The organism is Actinosynnema pretiosum, assembly GCF_002354875.1.
In the GTDB taxonomy this organism is placed as follows: domain Bacteria; phylum Actinomycetota; class Actinomycetes; order Mycobacteriales; family Pseudonocardiaceae; genus Actinosynnema; species Actinosynnema auranticum.
This window is the reverse complement of record NZ_CP023445.1, coordinates 1,275,868-1,294,632: the sequence shown is the minus strand read 5'-3', so window position 1 is coordinate 1,294,632 and position 18,765 is coordinate 1,275,868. Positions and strand designations below refer to the sequence as shown.

Annotated in this window: 12 protein-coding genes and 2 pseudogenes; 4 read left to right on the top strand and 10 right to left on the bottom strand. The window is 72.9% G+C overall.

Translation table 11 applies throughout. The annotated features are described in order from the left end of the window. Window positions 1–7: 7 nt before the first annotated feature. The 4 genes from CNX65_RS05855 to ndk form a co-directional block, all read right to left on the bottom strand. On the bottom strand, window positions 8–814 hold the full coding sequence (locus CNX65_RS05855; RefSeq protein ID WP_096491847.1) for an ABC transporter permease: 807 nt from the start codon (window positions 812–814) through the stop codon (window positions 8–10). After that, window positions 811–1,683 carry an ABC transporter permease gene (locus tag CNX65_RS05850; protein ID WP_096491846.1) on the bottom strand — a complete coding sequence of 291 codons (873 nt, stop codon included), beginning with the start codon at window positions 1,681–1,683 and terminating at the stop codon, window positions 811–813. Before CNX65_RS05850 ends, CNX65_RS05855 begins: the two co-directional genes overlap by 4 nt. Continuing rightward, window positions 1,683–2,603 (bottom strand): ABC transporter ATP-binding protein, encoded by a 921-nt coding sequence (locus tag CNX65_RS05845; RefSeq protein ID WP_096491845.1) that lies wholly within the window; start codon window positions 2,601–2,603, stop codon window positions 1,683–1,685. Before CNX65_RS05845 ends, CNX65_RS05850 begins: the two co-directional genes overlap by 1 nt. 133 nt (window positions 2,604–2,736) lie before the next feature. After that, window positions 2,737–3,147 carry a nucleoside-diphosphate kinase gene (gene ndk, locus CNX65_RS05840; RefSeq protein WP_096491844.1) on the bottom strand — a complete coding sequence of 137 codons (411 nt, stop codon included), beginning with the start codon at window positions 3,145–3,147 and terminating at the stop codon, window positions 2,737–2,739. A gap of 77 nt (window positions 3,148–3,224) precedes the next feature. On the opposite strand from ndk, the gene CNX65_RS05835 reads away from it, so the two are divergent. Continuing rightward, on the top strand, window positions 3,225–3,932 hold the full coding sequence (locus CNX65_RS05835) for a hypothetical protein (protein ID WP_157767525.1): 708 nt from the start codon (window positions 3,225–3,227) through the stop codon (window positions 3,930–3,932). 31 nt (window positions 3,933–3,963) lie between these two features. On the opposite strand, the gene pulA is transcribed toward CNX65_RS05835, so the two are convergent. From pulA to CNX65_RS38115, 3 genes and pseudogenes are all read right to left on the bottom strand, one after another. Further along, window positions 3,964–9,519: a pullulanase-type alpha-1,6-glucosidase gene (pulA, locus tag CNX65_RS05830; protein ID WP_157767524.1), complete on the bottom strand. Its 5,556-nt coding sequence runs from the start codon at window positions 9,517–9,519 to the stop codon at window positions 3,964–3,966. Window positions 9,520–10,070: 551 nt separating this feature from the next. Then, a pseudogene (locus CNX65_RS38120) lies at window positions 10,071–10,259 on the bottom strand (alkaline phosphatase D family protein); the annotation flags it as partial. Between the two features lie 56 nt (window positions 10,260–10,315). Continuing rightward, window positions 10,316–10,417, bottom strand: a pseudogene (locus tag CNX65_RS38115) (alkaline phosphatase D family protein); the annotation flags it as partial. 535 nt (window positions 10,418–10,952) lie between these two features. On the opposite strand from CNX65_RS38115, the gene CNX65_RS05820 reads away from it, so the two are divergent. Beyond that, window positions 10,953–11,831, top strand: a complete 879-nt coding sequence (locus CNX65_RS05820) for a DUF3800 domain-containing protein (RefSeq protein WP_096491842.1) — start codon at window positions 10,953–10,955, stop codon at window positions 11,829–11,831. A 256-nt stretch (window positions 11,832–12,087) separates the two neighbouring features. Here CNX65_RS05820 and CNX65_RS05815 read toward each other — a convergent pair whose 3' ends face one another. From CNX65_RS05815 to CNX65_RS05805, 3 genes are read right to left on the bottom strand one after another with little or no spacing between them, the layout of a single operon-like run. Continuing rightward, window positions 12,088–12,543 (bottom strand): DUF4233 domain-containing protein, encoded by a 456-nt coding sequence (locus tag CNX65_RS05815; protein WP_096491841.1) that lies wholly within the window; start codon window positions 12,541–12,543, stop codon window positions 12,088–12,090. Then, window positions 12,540–13,898 carry a bifunctional tetrahydrofolate synthase/dihydrofolate synthase gene (gene folC, locus CNX65_RS05810; RefSeq protein ID WP_096491840.1) on the bottom strand — a complete coding sequence of 453 codons (1,359 nt, stop codon included), beginning with the start codon at window positions 13,896–13,898 and terminating at the stop codon, window positions 12,540–12,542. The genes CNX65_RS05815 and folC overlap by 4 nt, the downstream gene beginning before the upstream one ends. Continuing rightward, on the bottom strand, window positions 13,898–16,531 hold the full coding sequence (locus CNX65_RS05805) for a valine--tRNA ligase (RefSeq protein ID WP_096491839.1): 2,634 nt from the start codon (window positions 16,529–16,531) through the stop codon (window positions 13,898–13,900). The genes folC and CNX65_RS05805 overlap by 1 nt, the downstream gene beginning before the upstream one ends. 290 nt (window positions 16,532–16,821) lie before the next feature. On the opposite strand from CNX65_RS05805, the gene CNX65_RS05800 reads away from it, so the two are divergent. Together CNX65_RS05800 and CNX65_RS05795 are read left to right on the top strand one after the other, a co-directional pair. Beyond that, complete coding sequence (locus tag CNX65_RS05800; protein ID WP_157767523.1) at window positions 16,822–17,847, top strand: hypothetical protein; 1,026 nt, start codon at window positions 16,822–16,824, stop codon at window positions 17,845–17,847. Between the two features lie 363 nt (window positions 17,848–18,210). Beyond that, a complete protein-coding gene (locus CNX65_RS05795; RefSeq protein WP_096491837.1) occupies window positions 18,211–18,765 on the top strand; it encodes a hypothetical protein in 555 nt (184 codons plus the stop codon).

Genomic DNA, 18,765 nt, shown 5'->3' with positions numbered 1-18,765 from the left:
CGCGGACCTAGCGCAGCAGCAGCTTGCCGAGCCTGCGCGCGGCCACCACCACCCCGATCGCGCCGAGGACGAGGAAGTACAGGACCGGCCAGAGCAACCCCCAGTGCAGGTTTCCGCTGTTCAGGTCCCTCATCAGGGTGGTCGCCTGGTACAGCGGGGTGAGCTGGACGAGTCCGCGGACCGCCTCCGGGTAGACCGAGACCGGGTAGAAGGTCGCCGAGAACAGGAACAGCGGCATGATCACCAGCTGGACCAGGTCGAAGTCCTGCCAGCCTCGCAGGAACGTCGTGACGGCCATGCCCACGGCCGCGAACGCGGCGGCGACCAGCAGCGAGGCGGGCAGCATCAGCAGCGCCCACGCCGAGCCCGCCAGGTCCAGGCCGAGCATGACGACGGTGAACCCGGCCGAGTAGAGGCCGCCGCGCAGCAGCGACCAGGCCACCTCGCCGAGCGCGATGTCCATCGGACCGGCCGGGGTGGCCAGCACCGCGTCGTAGGTCTTGGCGTACTTGAACTTCACGAACACGCCGAACACCGCGTCGTAGACGGCCCCGTTCATGGCCGCGGTCGCCAGCAGCGCGGGGGCGACGTACTGCGCGTACGGCACGCCCTCGACGTCGGCGACCAGCCTGCCGATGCCGAAGCCGAGGGAGAACAGGAACAGCAGCGGCTCGACCAGGCCGGTGAGCAGGGGCACCCAGGCCCGGCGGTACACCAGGTAGGAGCGCTCCAGCAGGACGAGCGAGCGGCCCGCGTACAGGCCGGGCGGGACGATCCGCAGGCCGAGCGCGGGCCTCGCCTCACGGGTGGTCACGGGACGAGCCTCCGCCGGTAGACACGGGTTCCGATCAGGGTCCCGACCGCCAGCACGGCGACCAGGAAGGCGACGTGGCCGAGCGCGGCGAGCGCGCCGAGCCCGCCGAACGCGGCCCCCCGCGCCAGCTCGACGCCGTGCCAGGTGGGGGCGATCCAGACCAGCGGGAGCAGCCAGTCGGGAAGCTGCTCGACGGGGAAGAACGCGCCGGTGAACAGGGTCATCGGCATGACGATCAGGCGGAACACGGTGCTGAACGAGTCGGCCTTGTCCCTGGTGGCGCTGAACGCGGTGATCGGGGCGCTGTAGGCGGTGCTGGTGAGCACCGAGACCGGGACGGCCAGCGCGGCGGCCGGGGTGGTGAGCGCCTCGAACAGGGTCGCGGAGACCAGGAAGAAGGCGCCCGCCATCAGCACGAGCAGGGCGTTCCACAGCATGGTGCCCAGGAAGACCTGGGCCGGGGTGATCGGGGAGGCGACGACCGCGTGGTGCCGCTTGCTCCACTTGAACACGTCGATGACCTGGTAGGTCGACTCGTTCACGACGGCCTGCAGGCCCATCACGACCAGCAGCGCGGGCGCCAGGAACTGCGGGTAGGTCAGCCCGCCGGGCAGCTGGTCGGGGGCGATCTGGCTGCCGAGGCCGAAGCCCATGGACAGCAGGAACAGCACCGGGAGCACGAACGCGGAGACGGCGGTGGCGCGCCAGTTGCGGCGGTACCAGACCCAGCGGCTCTCCACGTAGATCAGCACCGCGCGGGCGTTGCCCGACGGGCGTCCGGTGGCGGTCCGGGCGGTGGGCGCGGCGTCGGCGTCGGCGCGCGTGGTGTCGGCGCTGTTGGTGTCGGCGCTGTTGGTGTCGGCGGCCATCAGTCGACCAGCGTCCGGCCGGTGAGCCGCAGGAACACGTCCTCCAGGCTGGAGCGGCGCACCAGGCTCGACACCGGGCGCACCCCGCGCTCCTGGGCGGCGGCGAGCGCGGCCTCGCCGTCGCGGGTGTACAGCAGCACGCGGTCGGGGAGCACCTCGACCCGCTCGGCCAGGTCCTCCAGCCGGTCGGCGGACTGGTTCCCCGGCGGGAAGCGCAGCTCCAGGACCTCGCGGGTGGAGTAGCGGGAGATCAGCTCGGACGGCGAGCCCTCGGCGGCGACGCGCCCGCCGTCCATCACCACGAGCCGGTCGCACAGCTGCTCGGCCTCGTCCATGTAGTGCGTGGTGATGATCAGCGTGACGCCCTCGGCCTTGAGCCGGAACAACCGGTCCCACAGCAGGTGGCGGGCCTGCGGGTCCAGGCCGGTGGTGGGCTCGTCGAGCAGCAGCACCTCGGGCTCGTTGACCAGCGAGCGCGCGATGGTGAGCCGCCGCTTCATGCCGCCGGACAGCGGTTCGACCTCGCTGTTCGCGCGCTCGGTGAGCTGGGCGAACTCCAGCAGCTCCCCCGCCTTGGCGCGCACGGCGGCGCGGGAGAGCCCGAAGTAGCGGCCGTACACCTCCAGGTTCTGCCGCACGGTCAGCTCGTTGTCGAGGGTGTCCTGCTGCGGCACCACCCCGATGCGGGCCCGGATGCGCGGGCCGTCCCGGTCCGGGTCCATGCCGAGCACGCGCAGGTCGCCGCCGGAGCGCGGGGAGGTGCAGGAGATCATCCGCATGGTCGAGGACTTGCCCGCGCCGTTGGGCCCGAGGAACCCGAAGGCCTCGCCGCGCTCGACCCGGACGTCGATGCCCCGGACCGCCTCGAACTCCCCGAAGCGCTTGGTCAGCCCGCTGGCCTCTACGAGGGGTGTGGTCACGGTCGCCGACTGTAACCACCTGGCACGGGGTCGGGGCAACGCTTTTTCACACCGGTGCGGAACGCGCGACGGCCCGTCCCGCAGGACTGCGGGACGGGCCGTGGTGCTGGCGGGCGCGCCGGTCAGCGGCGGCTCAGAGCGCGGGGAACCAGATCTTGATCTCGCGCTCGGCGGACTCGACCGAGTCGGAGCCGTGCACGAGGTTGAACTGGACCTCCAGGCCGAAGTCGCCCCGGATGGTGCCCGGCGTGGCCTTCTCGACCGGGTCGGTGCCACCGGCGAGCTGGCGGAACGCCGCGATCGCGCGCGGGCCCTCGATCACCAGCGCCACCAGCGGGCCGCCGGTGATGAAGTCCAGCAGGCCCTCGTAGAAGCCCTTGCCCTCGTGCTCGGCGTAGTGCTGCTCGGCGGTCGCGCGGTCGGCGTTGCGCAGTTCGAGCGCGGCCAGCTTCAGGCCCTTGCGCTCGATGCGGGAGATCACCTCGCCGACCAGGCCGCGCTCGACGCCGTCGGGCTTGACCAGGACCAGGGTGCGCTCGCTCACGGCGGTGGTTCTCCTTGCTCGGTGGGGGTGGTGGGCGACAGCGTATCCGGCGGACCGCCGTGGCATAGTCACCGGCCGTGACGGCTGAGGGCGCGGGGCGCGGGGACACCGGGACGGACGAGCGGGGCGGCGGTCACGGGGGCGGGCACGGCGGTGGGCACGCGGCGACCGCGCTGACCGGCGCGGCGGTGATGTTCGTGCTGCTGAGGCTGCTGGCGGTGTCCCACTACGACTGGCACGTGGCGTTCGCCCTGCTGCACACCCTGGACCTGGAGGACGCGCCCGGCCTGTTCGTCGGCACGTTCATGGCCGACTCGCGGATCAGCAGCGCGCTGCTGATCCTGGTGTCGCCGCTGCTCGTCCTGTACGCCTGGGCCCACCGCCGCCGCGACAAGGTCGCCGCGCTGGCGCTGCCCCTGCTGCCCGCGCTGATGGTCGCGCACGTGATCACCTACCACCGGTGGTGGGTGCCGGTGGCCGCGGTGGCGCTGTCGGCGCTGGTGCTGCTGGTGGAGCGGGCGCGGATGCGGGGGCTGGTGCAGGAGGCGGTGACCTTCCTGATGCGGCGGACCGGGGTCGTGCTGGTGGGCGTGGCGCTGGCGGTGGCCGCGTTCGTGGCGACGCCGTGGGTGCCCCTGGAGGAGATGGAGCTGGTGGACGGCGAGCTGCGCGGGTACGTCATGGAGACCGGGCACGGGTTCGTGAAGGTGCTGGACGAGCACCACGGGTTCCGCATCCTGCGCACCGACGAGATCCGCTCCAGGGTCGAGCTGGCCGAGCACTGAGCCCGACCGGCGTCGTGGCCACGCCTGCGGGCTAGCGCTCCAGCACCACCACCGACCTCGGCGGCACCCGCACCGCCGTGCCGTCGACCACCGCGCGGTCGGTGCACAGCGGGTGCTGCCGCCACCCGCCGACGGGCGCGGTGACCTCCTTCTCCACCGGGAACGGGTTGACCACCACGAGCAGCCCGTCGCGCGCCGGGTCGCGGTCGGGACCGGCGGTGTCGTCCAGGTGCGCCACGACCACGCCCGGTTCGGCGGCCAGGAACGACAGCTTCGCCTGCACCTGCGCCGCGTCGCCCAGGGTGAACAGCGGCGAGGACCCGCGCAGCCGCAGCAGCTCCAGGGTGTGCCCCAGCGCGGATCGCAGGTCGGCCTGCGCGGGCTTGAGCGCCGGGTCGGCCAGCAGCGGCGCGGAGTAGGGCCACTTGTCGGCGTTGTCCGGCGCGGGCGGCAGGCCCCGGCCGAACCCGTTGTCCCGCAACGACGGGTCGTACCGGTTGAACCAGTCGCCCGAGTCGTAGCTGTTGCGGTCGAGCGACTTCGAGCGCAGGAACTCGCTGCCCGCGTGCAGCAGCGGCTGCCCCTGGCCGAGCAGGACGGGCGCGAGGGCGACGCGGTGCATCCGGACCCGGTCGGCCATCGGCGTGGACGGCGGCAGCTTGAACACCTGGGCGTCGAACAGGGTCTCGTTGTCGTGCGCGTCCACGTAGCTGATCACGTCCGCCGGGACGCCCGCGTAGCCCGCGGGCGAGCCGTTGTACGGCACGTCCCGGCCGCTGACCTCGCCGCCGGAGGTGGACCGGAAGCGGAACCCGGCCGCGTTGCCCGCCATGCCCAGCTTCACCAGGTCGCTGTAGTTCGCCAGCCGCGCGGCCACGTCCCCGTTGGCGGGCGAGCCGTTGAGGTCGCCCGCGAGCCCGGTGCCCAGGCCCTGCACGCGCGGGTCCTCGTCGAACGGGCCGCCGCCGCGCACCGCGTCGCGCAGCCGGTCGCTGAACGTGCCGATGCCGGTGCCCGCGAGGTTCGCCTGGGTGGCCTGCTCGAACCGGGCGTTCCCGGCGACCTCGCCGAAGTCCCAGCCCTCGCCGTAGAGCCGGATCGAGCGGCCGTCCACGCCGTCGCGCTCGGGGGTGAGCGCGTCCAGCGCGGCGCGCACGGCCAGCAGGTTCGCCTTCGGGTGGTGGCCCATGAGGTCGAACCGGAAGCCGTCGACCTTGTACGTCCTGGCCCACCACACCACCGAGTCCACGACGAGCTTGCCCGTCATGGCGTTCTCCGGCGCGGTGTTGGCGCAGCAGGTGGAGTTCGCGATCGAGCCGTCGTCGGCGAACCGGTGGTGGTAGCCGGGCACGACCTTGTCCAGCACCGAGCCCGGCCCGTCGCCGGACGCGGCGGTGTGGTTGTAGACCACGTCCAGCACGACCTTGTTCCCGTTGGCGTGCAAGGACCGCACCATCTCGCGGTACTCGCGGGAGCGGGCGGCCCCGGTCTGCGCGGCGTCGGTGGCGTACGAGCCCTCGGGGGTGTTGTAGTGCAGCGGGTCGTAGCCCCAGTTGAAGCCGTCGTCGGCGGCGGTCGCGGCGACGCACTCCTGCTGGCGCGGCGAGTCCGGCGGCAGGGACGGCAGGTCGCAGTCGGGCGCGCGCTGGTCGGCGCGGCGCTCGGGGATGGTGGCGATGTCGAAGGTGGGCAGCAGGTGCACGGTGTCCAGCCCGGCCTCGGCGAGCTGCCGCAGGTGCCCCATGCCGGTGGAGTCGCGGTGGGTGAACGCGCGGTAGGTGCCCCGGTCCGCCTCGGGGACGGTGTCGTCGCCGATGGAGAAGTCGCGCACGTGCAGCTCGGTGATGCCGTGCTCGACGGGGTTGGCGCCGAGGCCGCGCGCGACCTCGGCGGACCAGCCCTCGGGGGCGGTGGCCGGGTCGGCGAGGTCGGCGAACTGGGAGTGCGTGGAGCCGACCGCGAGCGCGACCGAGTACGGGTCGGTGACCACGACCGTGCGGCCCGCGGCGGTGATCTCGTACTGGTAGAAGCGGTTCTTCCAGTCCCCGGAGCCGGACCAGGAGCCGGAGGCGTCGTCGCGGGCGAGGTCGAGCACCTCGGCGGGGTCGCCCTCGGGGGCGTCGAACAGGCGCAGCCGCACCCGTGAGGCGGTCGGGGCCCACAGGCGGGTGGTGACACGGTCGCCGTCGAACGCCGGGCCGTAGGGGAGCGCGGTCGCGGCGGGCGCGAACCGGTCGTCCAGGACGCCCGCGAGCTGGACGCCGGTGCGGTGCCGCAGCGTCCCGGCCGCGTCGACGTGCACGGCGGACAGCGCGCCGCCGCGCAGCGCCGCGTCCACCCGGTGGACGTCGCGGACCCGGAACACCGGTTTGCCGCGCAGGTGCGGGAAGTCCCCCGGCACGGCCTCGGCGCTGGGCTCCAGGCGCAGGACCTTGCCGCCGTACTCGATCCGGTAGCCGTCCGAGGCGATCACGGGCACGTCCCAGACCACCAGGTCCTTCCGCACCCAGGCGGCCTTCGACCTGGTCAGGTCGTCTTCCACGGCGTCACCTCCGGAGGGCGGCAGCACGTAGGACGCCGAGCCGTCCGGCTTCGCCGACCCGGAGGCGAACCACACCTCGTGGCCGGTGCCGGTGACGTCGAGGAACTGGTCGGCTCCGGGGTCCTTGGCGTCGCCGCGGTGGATGATGTGGGACAGGCCGGGCGCGCCCTGCGCCAGCGGCACCGACCAGTGGACGCCGAACCCGTCGTCCCCGTCCGGCGGTCGGGACTGGTTCCACCCCGGACTGGGCTCGGCCGACCCGGTCCAGTGGTAGAGGGTCCACTCCGCGTAGTCGCCGTCCGGGCGGTGGTAGTGGATGACGGCGCGGTTCTCGGCCGCCGCGAGGGACGGGAACACCCGGTCGTCGCGCACCCACGCCTGGCCGTCGGTGCGGCCGGTGGCCTCGGCGGTCCCGTCGCGCAGCACGGTGAAGTCGACCGGGCCGGTGGCGGGGAGGGCGGCGACGCCGTTGGTGAACGGGACCTCGGCGCCACCCGCGCGCACCGCGCGGCCTGCGGTGTCGCCGAGGTGGTGCACGAGCACCCGTCCGGTGGCGGCGGCCTCGTTCGGGTGAACCGCCGGGTCGCCCTGCGCGAGCCACACCTGCGGGGACGTGGACGGGTCGACGAACCGGTCGGCCGAGGTGTCCTTCTCGTCGCCCCGGTGCACGACGATCCCGACCTGCCGGGCGCCGGGCTTGAGCCTGACCCAGGCGAACCGGCCGTACGGGGTCTCACCGGCGAACGGCAGCGGCTCCTGCCAGGTCGGCTCGGACTCGACGTCGCCCCAGGCGTGCAGGCCCCAGCCGGTGTAGTCGCCGTCCTGGCGGGCGTAGTGCACGACCAGCCAGTCCGGGCTCCCGGTGGGCGGCTGCGGGACCGGCGGCGCGGGCACGAGGGCGAACCGCACGCCGTCCGCGCCGATCCGCCCGGCCGCGTCCTTGGCGACCACGCGCACCTCGACGCCCTTGCCCGCGGCGGCCCCCGGCAGCGCGGCGAGGTCGGCGAACACCCGGTACGGGGCGGCGTCGTCGGTGCCGAGCACCGTCCACTCCGGGCTCCCGTCGACGCGGGCGGCGAACGTGGCCTGCGCGTAGGGCGAGGTGATCCCGTCCGCGCGCAGCTCGACCCGCTCGTCCAGGGCGGCGCCCTCGGCCGGGATGACCAGGGTCGGCGCGGGCTTGGTGGCGACGGCCTTGCCGGTGGCGCGCAGCACCAGCGCGGACAGCGGCGGCACGGTGACCCGGACCGCGCCGTCCGCGCCTCGGGTGGCGGTGGGGCCGGGCTCGGGGAACACCTGGCGCAGCGCCGTCGAGCCGACCGGCACGTCCAGGGTCCGCGGCGCGGTCCCGGCGTTGGCGACGACGAGGTGCTCGACCTGGGCGCGGCGGTCGAAGCGGCTGAACGCGATCACGTCGCCCTCGGCGCGGCGCAGCACCTGGTTGCCGCCGCGCCAGACCGGGTCGGAGTCGGTGAAGCGGGCCAGGTCGGCGAGCTGGCGGTACAGCGGGTGGTCGGGGACGTGGTTGTCGTCGGCGCCGGTCCGCGTGGCGCCGATCAGCCGCTCGGCGGCGTAGGACGGGGTGGCGCTGGCGAACAGGTCCTGGCGGGCGTCCTTGTCGCCACCGGTGCCCGCGAAGCCCTGCTCGTCGCCGTAGTAGACGACCGGGTTGCCGCGCCACAGCTGGAGCAGGGTGTTGCCCAGCTTGAGGCGGTCGAGCAGGTCGGTGTCGTCGGGGCGGTTCTGGCGCAGCAGGTGGGCGACGCGGCCGAGGTCGTGGTTGCCCAGGAACGTGGGCAGCGACGAGGCGTTGGAGTCGGCGTCGGTGTAGCGGTCGTCGGCGAGCAGGACGTCGCCGAGGCGGGTCGCGCCGCGCCCGGACAGGAAGTCGAGCGCGGCGGACTGGAACGGGAAGTCCAGCACCGACTGGAGCCCCGCATCGGTGGTGAAGCGCGAGGTGGTGGCCGGGTCGGAGTCGAAGACCTCGCCGAAGACGAAGAAGTCCGGCTTGCCGCGCTGCGCGGCGTAGGAGCGCACGTACGGGGCGAGCGCCTGCCAGAACTCCGTGTTGACGTGCTTGACGGTGTCGACCCGGTAGCCGTCGATGTCGAGGGTGTCGATCCAGTGGGTGAAGACCTGCTTCATGCCCGCGACCACGCGGGGGTGCTCGGTCATCAGGTCGTCGAGGCCGGAGAAGTCGCCCTGCAGGCTGGACTCGCCGCTGAACGTCGAGTCGCCGCGGTTGTGGTAGAGCGCGGGGTCGTTGAGCCAGTCCGGTTTCTTCGGGTGGGCCGGGTCGGGGACCGGGGTGTGCGGGAACGAGGTGGCCGGGTCGAGGTCGGGGAAGTCGGGGCTGCCCGCGAGCTTCTCGACGTCGACCGGGTTGCCCTCGCGGTCCAGGTAGGGGACGGCCTTGGAGCTGACGTAGTCGTGGGCGCCCTCGGCGTAGTCGATGACGTCGGCGGTGTGGTTGGCGACGATGTCGAAGAAGACCTTGATGCCCCGGCGGTGCGCGTCGCGGATGAGGCGGCGCATGTCGTCGGTGGTGCCGAAGTGCGGGTCGAGCGAGGTGTAGTCGGTGGTCCAGTAGCCGTGGTAGCCGGCGGACGCGTCGGGGCCCGCGCCCTGGACCCAGCGGTTGCGGAAGACCGGGGTGAGCCAGAGGGCGGTGGCGCCGAGGTCGTCGAGGTAGCCGAGCTGCTGCTGGAGGCCCTTGAGGTCGCCGCCGTGGTAGAAGCCCTTGTCGGTGGGGTCGAAGCCGTGCTGCGCGCGGTCGCCGCCGGTGTGGGCGCGGTCGTTCGACGGGTCGCCGTTGGCGAAGCGGTCGGGGAGGGCGAAGTAGAAGCGCTCGCCGGTGGGGGCGTCGCGGAGGGCGTCCTTGGCGAGGGCCTGGTCGCCGGCGCGGGCGCCCGGTGGGAGGTCGGTGGTCTTGCCGACGGCCAAGCGAGCTCCGGCTTCCGGGGCCGCTTGCGCCTGGGCCTGGTGGGTGACGGCTGCGGGCTGGACGAGGACCAGCGCGATGAGCGCGGCGACGGACCGACGCACCGCGACCTCCTTGTCGCAAGTTCTTGCGGCTGCGCCCGGCGGCTCCACCGGGACAGGGGCAGCGCATCACGGTGCGGTGGGGGCGACAAGGGCCGAGCGGTGGAAAAGACTTGCAGGAGGTTCGGGGTGCCGCGCGCGCCCCGGCCCGGTGGGGGCACTGGGTCGGGGGGGGCTCCGGGCCGGAGGGCTCCGGGCCGGGGGCGGGGGACGTCACCCGCTTGGGGTCGTCTGCTTCGGACCACCTGCTTGGGGTGGTTCGCTTCGGGTCGTCTGCTTGGGGTGGTTCGCTTCGGGGCAGCGGCGTTGCGGTTGCAGGGGCGTGGACCACAGCGACTTGCCGGTCGTGTCCCGCAGTCACGCGGTGTTGCGCACCCGGCGACGATGATCTTCCAGGTGGCGGTGCCGCGGTCGAGCGCGTCCACCACCCAGCGGGCCTGCGCGGTCCCCAGCACGCGCCCGGCCTTGTCGCGCGGGGAGGTGTTGGCGTCTCCTTCGTGGAACGCCCGGAACGCCCACGCGGCGAGCACGTCAACGCGCTTCTCGGTGCACTGCGGCAGGTCCAGGATCTCGCCGGGGTACCGGTTGTTGACGACCCCGTGGTCGTCCCACTGCACGAACGAGTGCATCGAGGCGGTGAACTCGCGGACCTCGGGGTCGAGCACGGTGCGCGCGAACCGGCCCCGGCACCCGTCCAGGGTGCTGGCGACCTCGGCCCCGCCGGAGTGGTCGTGTTGCGCCACACGCGGCCGTCGGGCGGCCACCCGCGCAACCGGACCTTGCCGGTGCCGCCGGTGTCCGGCGTCAGCAGCGGACCGCGCACCACGCGCGCCCGCCGGAAGTCCGGGTCGGCCGACAGCTCGGCCACCATCCGCGAGGCCCGATCGGCCCGAGCCCACACCGGTCCGCCGTCCCACGACACGTCGCCGGAGTGCACCCCGCGCGTCAGCTCGGGCCACCCACCGCGCGTCAGGGCCACACCGGGCGCCAGTCCCCCGGCGACCCCGACCGCGCTCGCCTTCAGAGGCGTCCGCCAGTTCACCACGCCTTCGCTCGTGCCCCTCGTGCGCAGTGGGCGCAGGCGACAACGGGGTGAACGCGCCGAACAGGCGAGGCGTCGGGAACGTGCGCGTCGGGTCGCGCGGTCTCGCGCCCACGAAGCGGACAGTGACCCCGCTCCGATGGATAACGTGGCGAGAGCGCTCCCACTCCCCCGAAGGGCGCAGGGTGGGGTTCACCGGTGATTCCTGAACCGAGAGAATAACCAGCTAAATTTCACCCTTTAGCGCAAGTTTTGCTCCATAAGGGTGGCTATGCACCCCATTGTGCCCTCTTTAGATGGTCACCTACCAAGGTGACGTAGCGACGCAGAGCGCTCTATAGTCTCCCGCACTAAGGGCTATGCCCCGGAGAAGAAGTGCGGGAGCAACGGTTCAATGCACCAAGTCAACCCGACCACACCGGCACTCCGGGCGTATGTCGACGAGACCGGCGATCGCGGGTTCGGCCCCTCGGCTTCCCGGTTGTTCGGCCTGTGCGCCGTGCTGGTCCCGGACGAACTGGACCACGAACTCCGCCGGACCGTCCGGGAACTGCGAACCGGTTTCGGCATCCCGGAAGGCCACGCCCTGCACTGGGCGGACCACCTGCGCGCGCGCAACCACGACCGGCGTCGCCACGCGGCCAAGAGCCTGTCCGAGGTGCCCGGCGTCCAACTGATCTACGTCCTGGTCGACAAGCGGGCGCTCGCCCCCGCGTCGGACGTGCACGGCGACGCCGCGCTGACCTACACCAGGACCACCCAACTGCTGTTCGAGCGAATCGCGGTGGCCGCCCGGACGTGGCCCGGCGGACACCGGCGGGTAATAGCGGAAATCTCCCACACCCGAGGGCACGACCACCCCACGACGCTAAAGCACATCGGCGCGCTCTCCCCCCACGACGGCTTTTCGTGGCGGCTCGCGACGTCGAAGATCACCGTCAGGGGAGCGGCCGATCGGGACGGCCTTCAAGCCGCGGACCTCTACCTCGGGATGTTCAACGCGGCGATTACCCCGGACAAGTACGGGAACCACAGCGACGAGTACCTGGTGGAGTGCTTGCACCAGGTGCACCGGGACCCGCTCGGGCGGATGCTCGGCCGCGGTTTCACCGTCCTGGGACAGGACTCGCTCATCACCGGGCAGCCCTGGTGGCCGTCGTCCGAAGGACGAGGGCTCCCCACGGAGCCCGAGGCCGCTGCGTCCACCGAGGCGGAAGGGGCCGGTCGACCCGGTCCAAGCGGTGGTTCCCCGCGACTCCGTGAAGAGCCGTAGCGGAACACTAGAGAGCCCTCTCCGCGGGGCGCAAGCCAGGTGAGGGATTCCACCGGGTTCCCGCACGCCCGGGAACGCGGGTTGCCGGACACCCGGAAACGCAGGCTGCCGAGCGCCCGGAGAACACCGGTTGCCGAGCACCCGGAGAACACAGGTTGCCGAGCACGGTCACGGAGCACCGATCACCGCCCCGAAGACGCCGATCGCCGCGCACCGAAGTCCGGTGCGCGGCGATCGTGAGGGCTTTCGGCTACGGCTAAGGCTTCGGCTGTTCGCCGGACTTCCAGGCTGCCGCCTGCTCGGCCTGGGCCTGGGCGGCCTGCTGCTGGCTGGGCAGGCGGCCCTCGGCCATGCGCTTGGTGACGTCGTGGCGCAGCCACAGCAGGTAGGCCCAGACCAGGCTGAACATGATGCCGACCGCGCCCAGGGCCGTCATCAGGACGATGCCGGCGACCATCACCACGTGCAGCGCGATGATCAGCCAGACGACCCACGGGTGCTTGAGCAGCGCGCAGGTGCCCACGAACGCCAGGATCAGGGCCAGCACCAGGTAGCCGGTGCCGGTGCTGACGCCGCCGCCGAGGTTCGCCACCACCGGCAGGGCCAGCGCGGTGACGATGGCCTCCAGGATCAGGGTTCCCGCCATGATGCCCCGGAAGGACTTCATCGGGTCCTTCTTGGGGGCTGGCGCCGGGGCCGCCGGGGTCGTCATGCCGGTTCCTTCCCGAACAGGGCGCGGGCCTGGCCCGCCGTCACCACGGAGCCGGTCACGATGACGCCTCCGCCGGACACCAGGCCGTCCTCGGTGTCCTCCGCCATGCGGACCGCGTCCTCGATCGCGTCGGCCAGGTTCGGCTGCACGACGATGCGGTCCTCGCCGAAGATCGGCAGCGCCACGCCCGCCAGGTGATCGGCGTCCATGGCCCTCGGCGAGGAGTTCTGGGTCAGCACGACCTCGGCCACCCTCGGCTCCAGCGCGGTCAGGATGCCGACGGCGTCCTTGTCGGACATGACGCCGACGACCGCGATGAGCCTGCGGAAGCCGAACTCCTCGTCGAGCGCCTTCGCCAGCGCCTCGGCGCCGTGCGGGTTGTGCGCGGCGTCGACCAGCACGGCGGGCGCGGCGCGCAGCCGCTCCAGCCTGCCCGGCGACTCGACGCCCGCGAACGCCTCGCGCACCGCCTCCACGTCGAGCTGCCGCTGCGGCCCCGCGCCGAAGAACGCCTCGACGGCGGCGAGCGCCAGCGACGCGTTGGCCGCCTGGTGCGCGCCGTGCAGCGGCAGGAACACCTCGTCGTACACACCGCCCAGGCCCTGCAGCGTGAGCATCTGGCCGCCGACCGCGACGTCGCGCCGCAGCACCAGGAACTCCGAGCCCTGCCGCGCCACCGTCGCGTCGACCTCGGCGACCCGGCGCAGCAGCGCCTGCTCGGCCTCCGGCCGCTGCTGCGCGAGCACGACGGTGGAACCGGGCTTGATGATCCCGGCCTTCTCCTCCGCGATGCCCGCCAGGTCGTCGCCGAGGAACTCGACGTGGTCGATCCCGATCGGGGTGATCACGGCGACCCGCCCGTCGGCCACGTTCGTGGCGTCCCAGGAGCCGCCGAGGCCGACCTCGACCACGGCCACGTCGACCGGCGTCTCCGCGAACGCCGCGAACGCCATGCCGGTGAGCACCTCGAACTTGCTCATCGGCACGTCGCCGCGCGAGTCCACGATGGACACGTACGGCTTCACGTCCCGGTACGCCTCGACGTACTGCTCCGGGCTGATCGGCGCCCCGTCGACGCTGATCCGCTCGGTGGCCAGCTGGAGGTGCGGGCTGGTGTAGCGGCCGGTGCGCAGGCCGACGCGCGTGAGCAGCGCCTCGACCATGCGCGCGGTCGACGTCTTGCCGTTGGTGCCGCCGACGTGGATCACCGGGTAGGCCTTCTGCGGCTCGCCCAGCACGTCGACCAGCGCCCTGATCCGGTCGAGGCTCGGCTCGATCTTGGTCTCGGGCCAGCGCTTGTCCAGCTCCGCCTCGACCACGCTGAGGATGCCGAGCGCCCCCGGTTCGAACGACATCACGCCTCCGGCAGTGTGGCCAGGCGGGCGTTGATGCGCTCGATCTCGGCGCTCGCGGCCTCCAACCGGCCCTGGATCTTGGCGACCACGTCGGCGGGCGCCTTCGCGGTGAACGCGGCGTTGCCGAGCTTGCCCTGGCACTGGGCCTGCTCCTTCTGCGCCGCCGCGAGGTCCTTGGACAGCCGCTTGCGCTCGGCGACCACGTCGACGGCGCCGGACAGGTCCAGCTCCACCTTCACCGTGCCGCCGGGCAGGCCGACGTCCAGCGACACCGAGGCGGTGAAGCCCTCGCCCGGCGCGGTCATCCTGGTGAGCGAGCGCACCGACTCGACCAGACCGGCCAGGTCGACCTCGTCCGCGCCGAGCACCGCGCCGCCGACCTTCTGGCCGGGCTTGAGGCCCTGGTCGGAGCGGAACCGGCGGATCTCGGTGACGAGCTTCTTCACGCCCTCCACCCGCCGCGCCGCGCCCGCGTCGACCTGCGCGCCGCTCGCCTTCGGCCACTCGGCGACCACCAGCGACTCGCCGCCGGTGAGCGTGGTCCACAGCACCTCGGTGACGAACGGGGTCAGCGGGTGCAGCAGCCGCAGCAGCTTGTCCAGGACGTGCCCGAGCACCAGGCGGGTGGACTCGGCCCGCTCGCCGCCCTCGGCGATCTGGACCTTGGCCAGCTCCAGGTACCAGTCGCAGAACTCGTCCCAGGTGAACTTGTAGAGCGCGTCGCTGATCCGGGAGAACTGGAACGCCTCGAACTGGGCGTCCACCTCGGTGATCAGGCCGTCGAGCAGGTCGAGCACCCAGCGGTCGACGTCGGTCAGCTCGGACCGGTCGGGCAGCGGGCGCTCCACGTTCGCGCCGTTGCCCAGCGCGAACCGGGTGGCGTTCCACAGCTTCGTGGTGAAGTTGCGGGACCCGGCCGCCCACTCCTCGGCGAGCGCGAGGTCGGAGCCGGGGTTCGCCCCGCGCAGCAGGGTGAACCGGGTGGCGTCGGCGCCGTAGGAGTCCATCCAGTCCAGCGGGTCGATGCCGTTGCCGCGCGACTTGGACATCTTCTTGCCGTGCGCGTCGCGGATGAGCCCGTGCAGGAACACGTGGTCGAACGGCTGCTTGCCGTCCATCGCGTACAGGCCGAACATCATCATCCGGACGACCCAGAAGAACAGGATGTCGTAGCCGGTGGACAGCACGCTGGTCGGGTAGAACTTCGCCAGGTCGGCGGTCTGCGCGGGCCAGCCGAGCGTGGAGAACGGCCACAGGCCCGAGGAGAACCACGTGTCGAGCACGTCCTCGTCCTGCGTCCAGCCCTCGCCCGACGGCGGCTCCTCGTCGGGGCCGACGCACACGATCTTGTCGTTCGGGCCGTACCAGACCGGGATGCGGTGGCCCCACCACAGCTGGCGCGAGATGCACCAGTCGTTGAGGTTCTCCACCCAGTCGAAGTAGCGCTTGGCCAGCTCCGGCGGGTGGATGGTGGTGCGGCCGTCGCGCACGGCCTCGGCGGCGGCCCTGGCCAGCGGCTCGACCTTGACCCACCACTGCATGGACAGGCGCGGCTCGATGACCGTGTCGCAGCGCGAGCAGTGGCCCACGCTGTGCTGGTACGGGCGCTTCTCGGCGACGATCCGGCCCTGCTCGCGCAGCGCGGCCACGACCGCAGGGCGCGCCTCGAACCGGTCCAGCCCCTCGAACGGGCCCTTCGCGGTGATGTTGCCCCGGCCGTCCATGACGGTGATGGCGGGCAGGTCGTGCCGCTGGCCGATCTCGAAGTCGTTGGGGTCGTGCGCGGGGGTGACCTTGACCGCGCCGGTGCCGAACTCCGGGTCCACGTGCTCGTCGGCGACGACGGGCACGAACCTGCCGGTCAGCGGCACCTCGACCTCGGTGCCGACCAGGTGCCGGTAGCGCTCGTCCTCGGGGTGCACGGCCACGGCGGTGTCGCCGAGCATCGTCTCGGCGCGCGTGGTCGCCACGACGATCGAGCGGTCGCCCTCGCCGTAGCGGATGGACACCAGCTCGCCGTCGTCGTCGGAGTGGTCGACCTCGATGTCCGACAGCGCCGTCTGGCAGCGCGGGCACCAGTTGATGATGCGCTCGGCGCGGTAGATGAGGCCGTCGTCGAACAGCTTCTTGAAGATGGTCTGCACCGAGCGGGACAGGCCCTCGTCCATGGTGAACCGGACGCGGGACCAGTCGACGCCGTCGCCGAGGCGGCGCATCTGGCCGAGGATGCGACCGCCGACCTCCTCGCGCCACTCCCAGACCCGCTCCACGAACTTCTCGCGGCCCAGGTCGTGCCGGGACACGCCCTCGCTCGCGAGCGCGCGCTCCACGGCGGTCTGGGTGGCGATGCCCGCGTGGTCGGTGCCGGGCAGCCACAGCACCTCGTAGCCCTGCATCCGGCGGCGCCGGGACAGGGCGTCCATGACGCTGTGGTTGAGGGCGTGGCCCATGTGCAGGCTGCCGTTGACGTTGGGCGGCGGCAGGACGATGGTGAAGGGCGGCTTGTCGCTGTCCGCGTCGGCGGTGAAGTACCCGCGCTCGACCCACCGCTCGTAGAGCCCCGCCTCTACCTCGGCGGGGTTCCACGCCGGCGGGAGTTCGGGACGCTGGGGTGCGGAGGGCTTCTCAGTCACGCCCGGAAGTCTACGAAGAACGACACCGCGGGCTCGAACCAGATACCCGGCGCCCCGGACCCGGATGCACGCTTTCCGGTCAGGCGCACCCGGAAGCGTCACCCGGCCCGCCGACGCGCGGTGATCGCCACCGAGGGTGACGCAGCGCTGCGGGTAGGCGTCCACGCAGGTGGAGGCGGGTGCAGCCAGCGCCGCCCCCTCCCCTGACCGTCACTGGGGAATTCACCCAGCCAGGAGCTGTCGTCACCGGCTGCGACCCCCGTAACACCGCCTCAGGCTACGCCGATCGAGTGAACGAGCTATCCGGAACCGGGGGGAACGTGCAGGGCTTCGAAGACCATCCCGACCTCAACACCGACGAGCCGTGGGTGCGCCAGGCGCTCGCCCGCTCCCGGCGGGAGCGCAGGCGGGCGCGGTTGCGCTCGCGGGGCGCGAAGGCCGGGTGCGCGGCGCTGGCGCTGGTGGTCGCCGCCGGGGCGGCGCTGTGGATGCGGGAGACCACGCCGCAGGCCGGGACGCCGCAGGCCGGGACCACGACGGCCGCCGGGTCGGCCGGGGCCACGACCACATCCGCCACGCCGGTCACGACCGTGGACGACTGGCGCCGGGTCGATCCGGCCGCCCCGTTCGCGGGCACGCCCGCCACGACCTGGGCCGACGGCGCGGCGGGCGTCACCGCCCCGCAGGCCGCGCCAGTGGGCCCCTACAGCGCCGAGGAGGTGGCGGCGGCCTACGAGCGCACGCGCCAGGTCCTGATCACCGCCAGGCTCGACCGGAAGGTGCTGGTCGACCACGACGTGGAGCCGCTGCTGGCGCTGTTCGCGCCGGACGTGCGCCAGGACGTGCGCGCCGACCTGACCACGCCGAACGCGGTCAGCCACGCGACCAGGGCGGCGCGCGAGTTCGCGCTGCTCCCGGTCGAGCCGAAGGTGACCGGCTCGATGGCCGCGCGGCTCGACGAGGACGGCCTGCTCACGGTCGGCACCGACTACCTGGTCGCCTACGCCTTCGCGTTCGAGGACGACGACCGCGTGGTGAACCCGATGGACGTCGTGGTCGTGACCAGGATGAAGGCGGACTACACGACGGTCTCCGGGCCGGACTACGCCCAGGGCAGCCAGGGCACGTGGCCCAGGCGGATGGAGGGCTACACGTACTCCATGGCCTGCGGCAAGGCGAGGGAGGGCTTCATCGCCCCCTACTACTCCGAGCGCGACACCGGGTTCGAAGCGCCCGCGACCTCGGCACCGCCGCACGAGCGCTACTTCGACCAGGGCATGTCGGTCAGCTTGGACGAGGGGAGGCAGTGCGTCTAGCGACCACCGCGGCCACGACCGCCCCCTCGGGCCCGACCCCGGACGCGGTCGGGGGACGGCGGGCGCCCGCGCGCCGGGGTCCGGGGCGCCACCACCGGGTGTTGTCCGCGCTGGTGGCGCTCGCGCTGGTCGCGTCCGCGGGCGTGCCGTCGGCCCGGCACGCGCTCGGGCCCGCCGACGGCTGGTGGGAGCCGCCGGGGTCCTCGGCGAGGGGGTGCCCGCCGACTACCGGGACGACCCCGACCCCCCCTTCCGGGGGACCCCGGCCGAGGACTGGGCCGGGGGCGCGGCGGGCATCGTGCCGCCCGAGGCCGAACGCTGGCCGGGCTCACCGCGGACGAGGTCACCAACACCTGCGACCGGGTGCGCGCCCTGCCGGTGGCCTCCCGGTTGGACCGGCGGGCGCTCCTCGGCCACGACGCCGAGCCCGCGCTGGCGCTGTTCTCCACGACCTGCCGGGAGCACGCGCGCACGGCGGTCGAGCTGGGCGTGCACGCAGACGCGGTGCTCACCAAGCTCGCGGGCGACCAGGCGCTGCCGCCGGTCGCGCCGAGGGCGACCGGCTCGACGCGCGCCGAGGTGCGCCCGGACGGGGTGCGCTCGCCCGTGGAGGTGGTCTCGCTGGTCAGGCACAAGGCCGAGCACCTCCTCGTGGGGGAGGACGCCGACCACGAGCAGTTGTGGCGGGAGACCCGCACGGGTTACGCCTACTCGGTGCAGTGCGAGGCGCACGGCCGCGACCACCTCGCGCCGGCGCACTCGGTCCGAGGCCGTTCGGCCGAGTCCGTTACCCGGAATCCCCGACCGGTCACGCTCCGGCACTTCGACCTCGACCGGGTGACCGAGGCGCTGTCGGGCTGCCCCGAGCAGGAAACCAATCCCGGCCCCGCGAGTGACAATGGTCCTGGTCGGAAGTGA

Coding starts and splice junctions, on each gene's coding strand:
- CNX65_RS05850 (WP_096491846.1), bottom strand. CDS start 1,683: ATGGCCGCCGACACCAACAGCGCCGACACCAACAGCGCCGACACCACG.
- CNX65_RS05820 (WP_096491842.1), top strand. CDS start 10,953: ATGCACCAAGTCAACCCGACCACACCGGCACTCCGGGCGTATGTCGAC.
- CNX65_RS05815 (WP_096491841.1), bottom strand. CDS start 12,543: ATGACGACCCCGGCGGCCCCGGCGCCAGCCCCCAAGAAGGACCCGATG.
- folC (WP_096491840.1), bottom strand. CDS start 13,898: ATGTCGTTCGAACCGGGGGCGCTCGGCATCCTCAGCGTGGTCGAGGCG.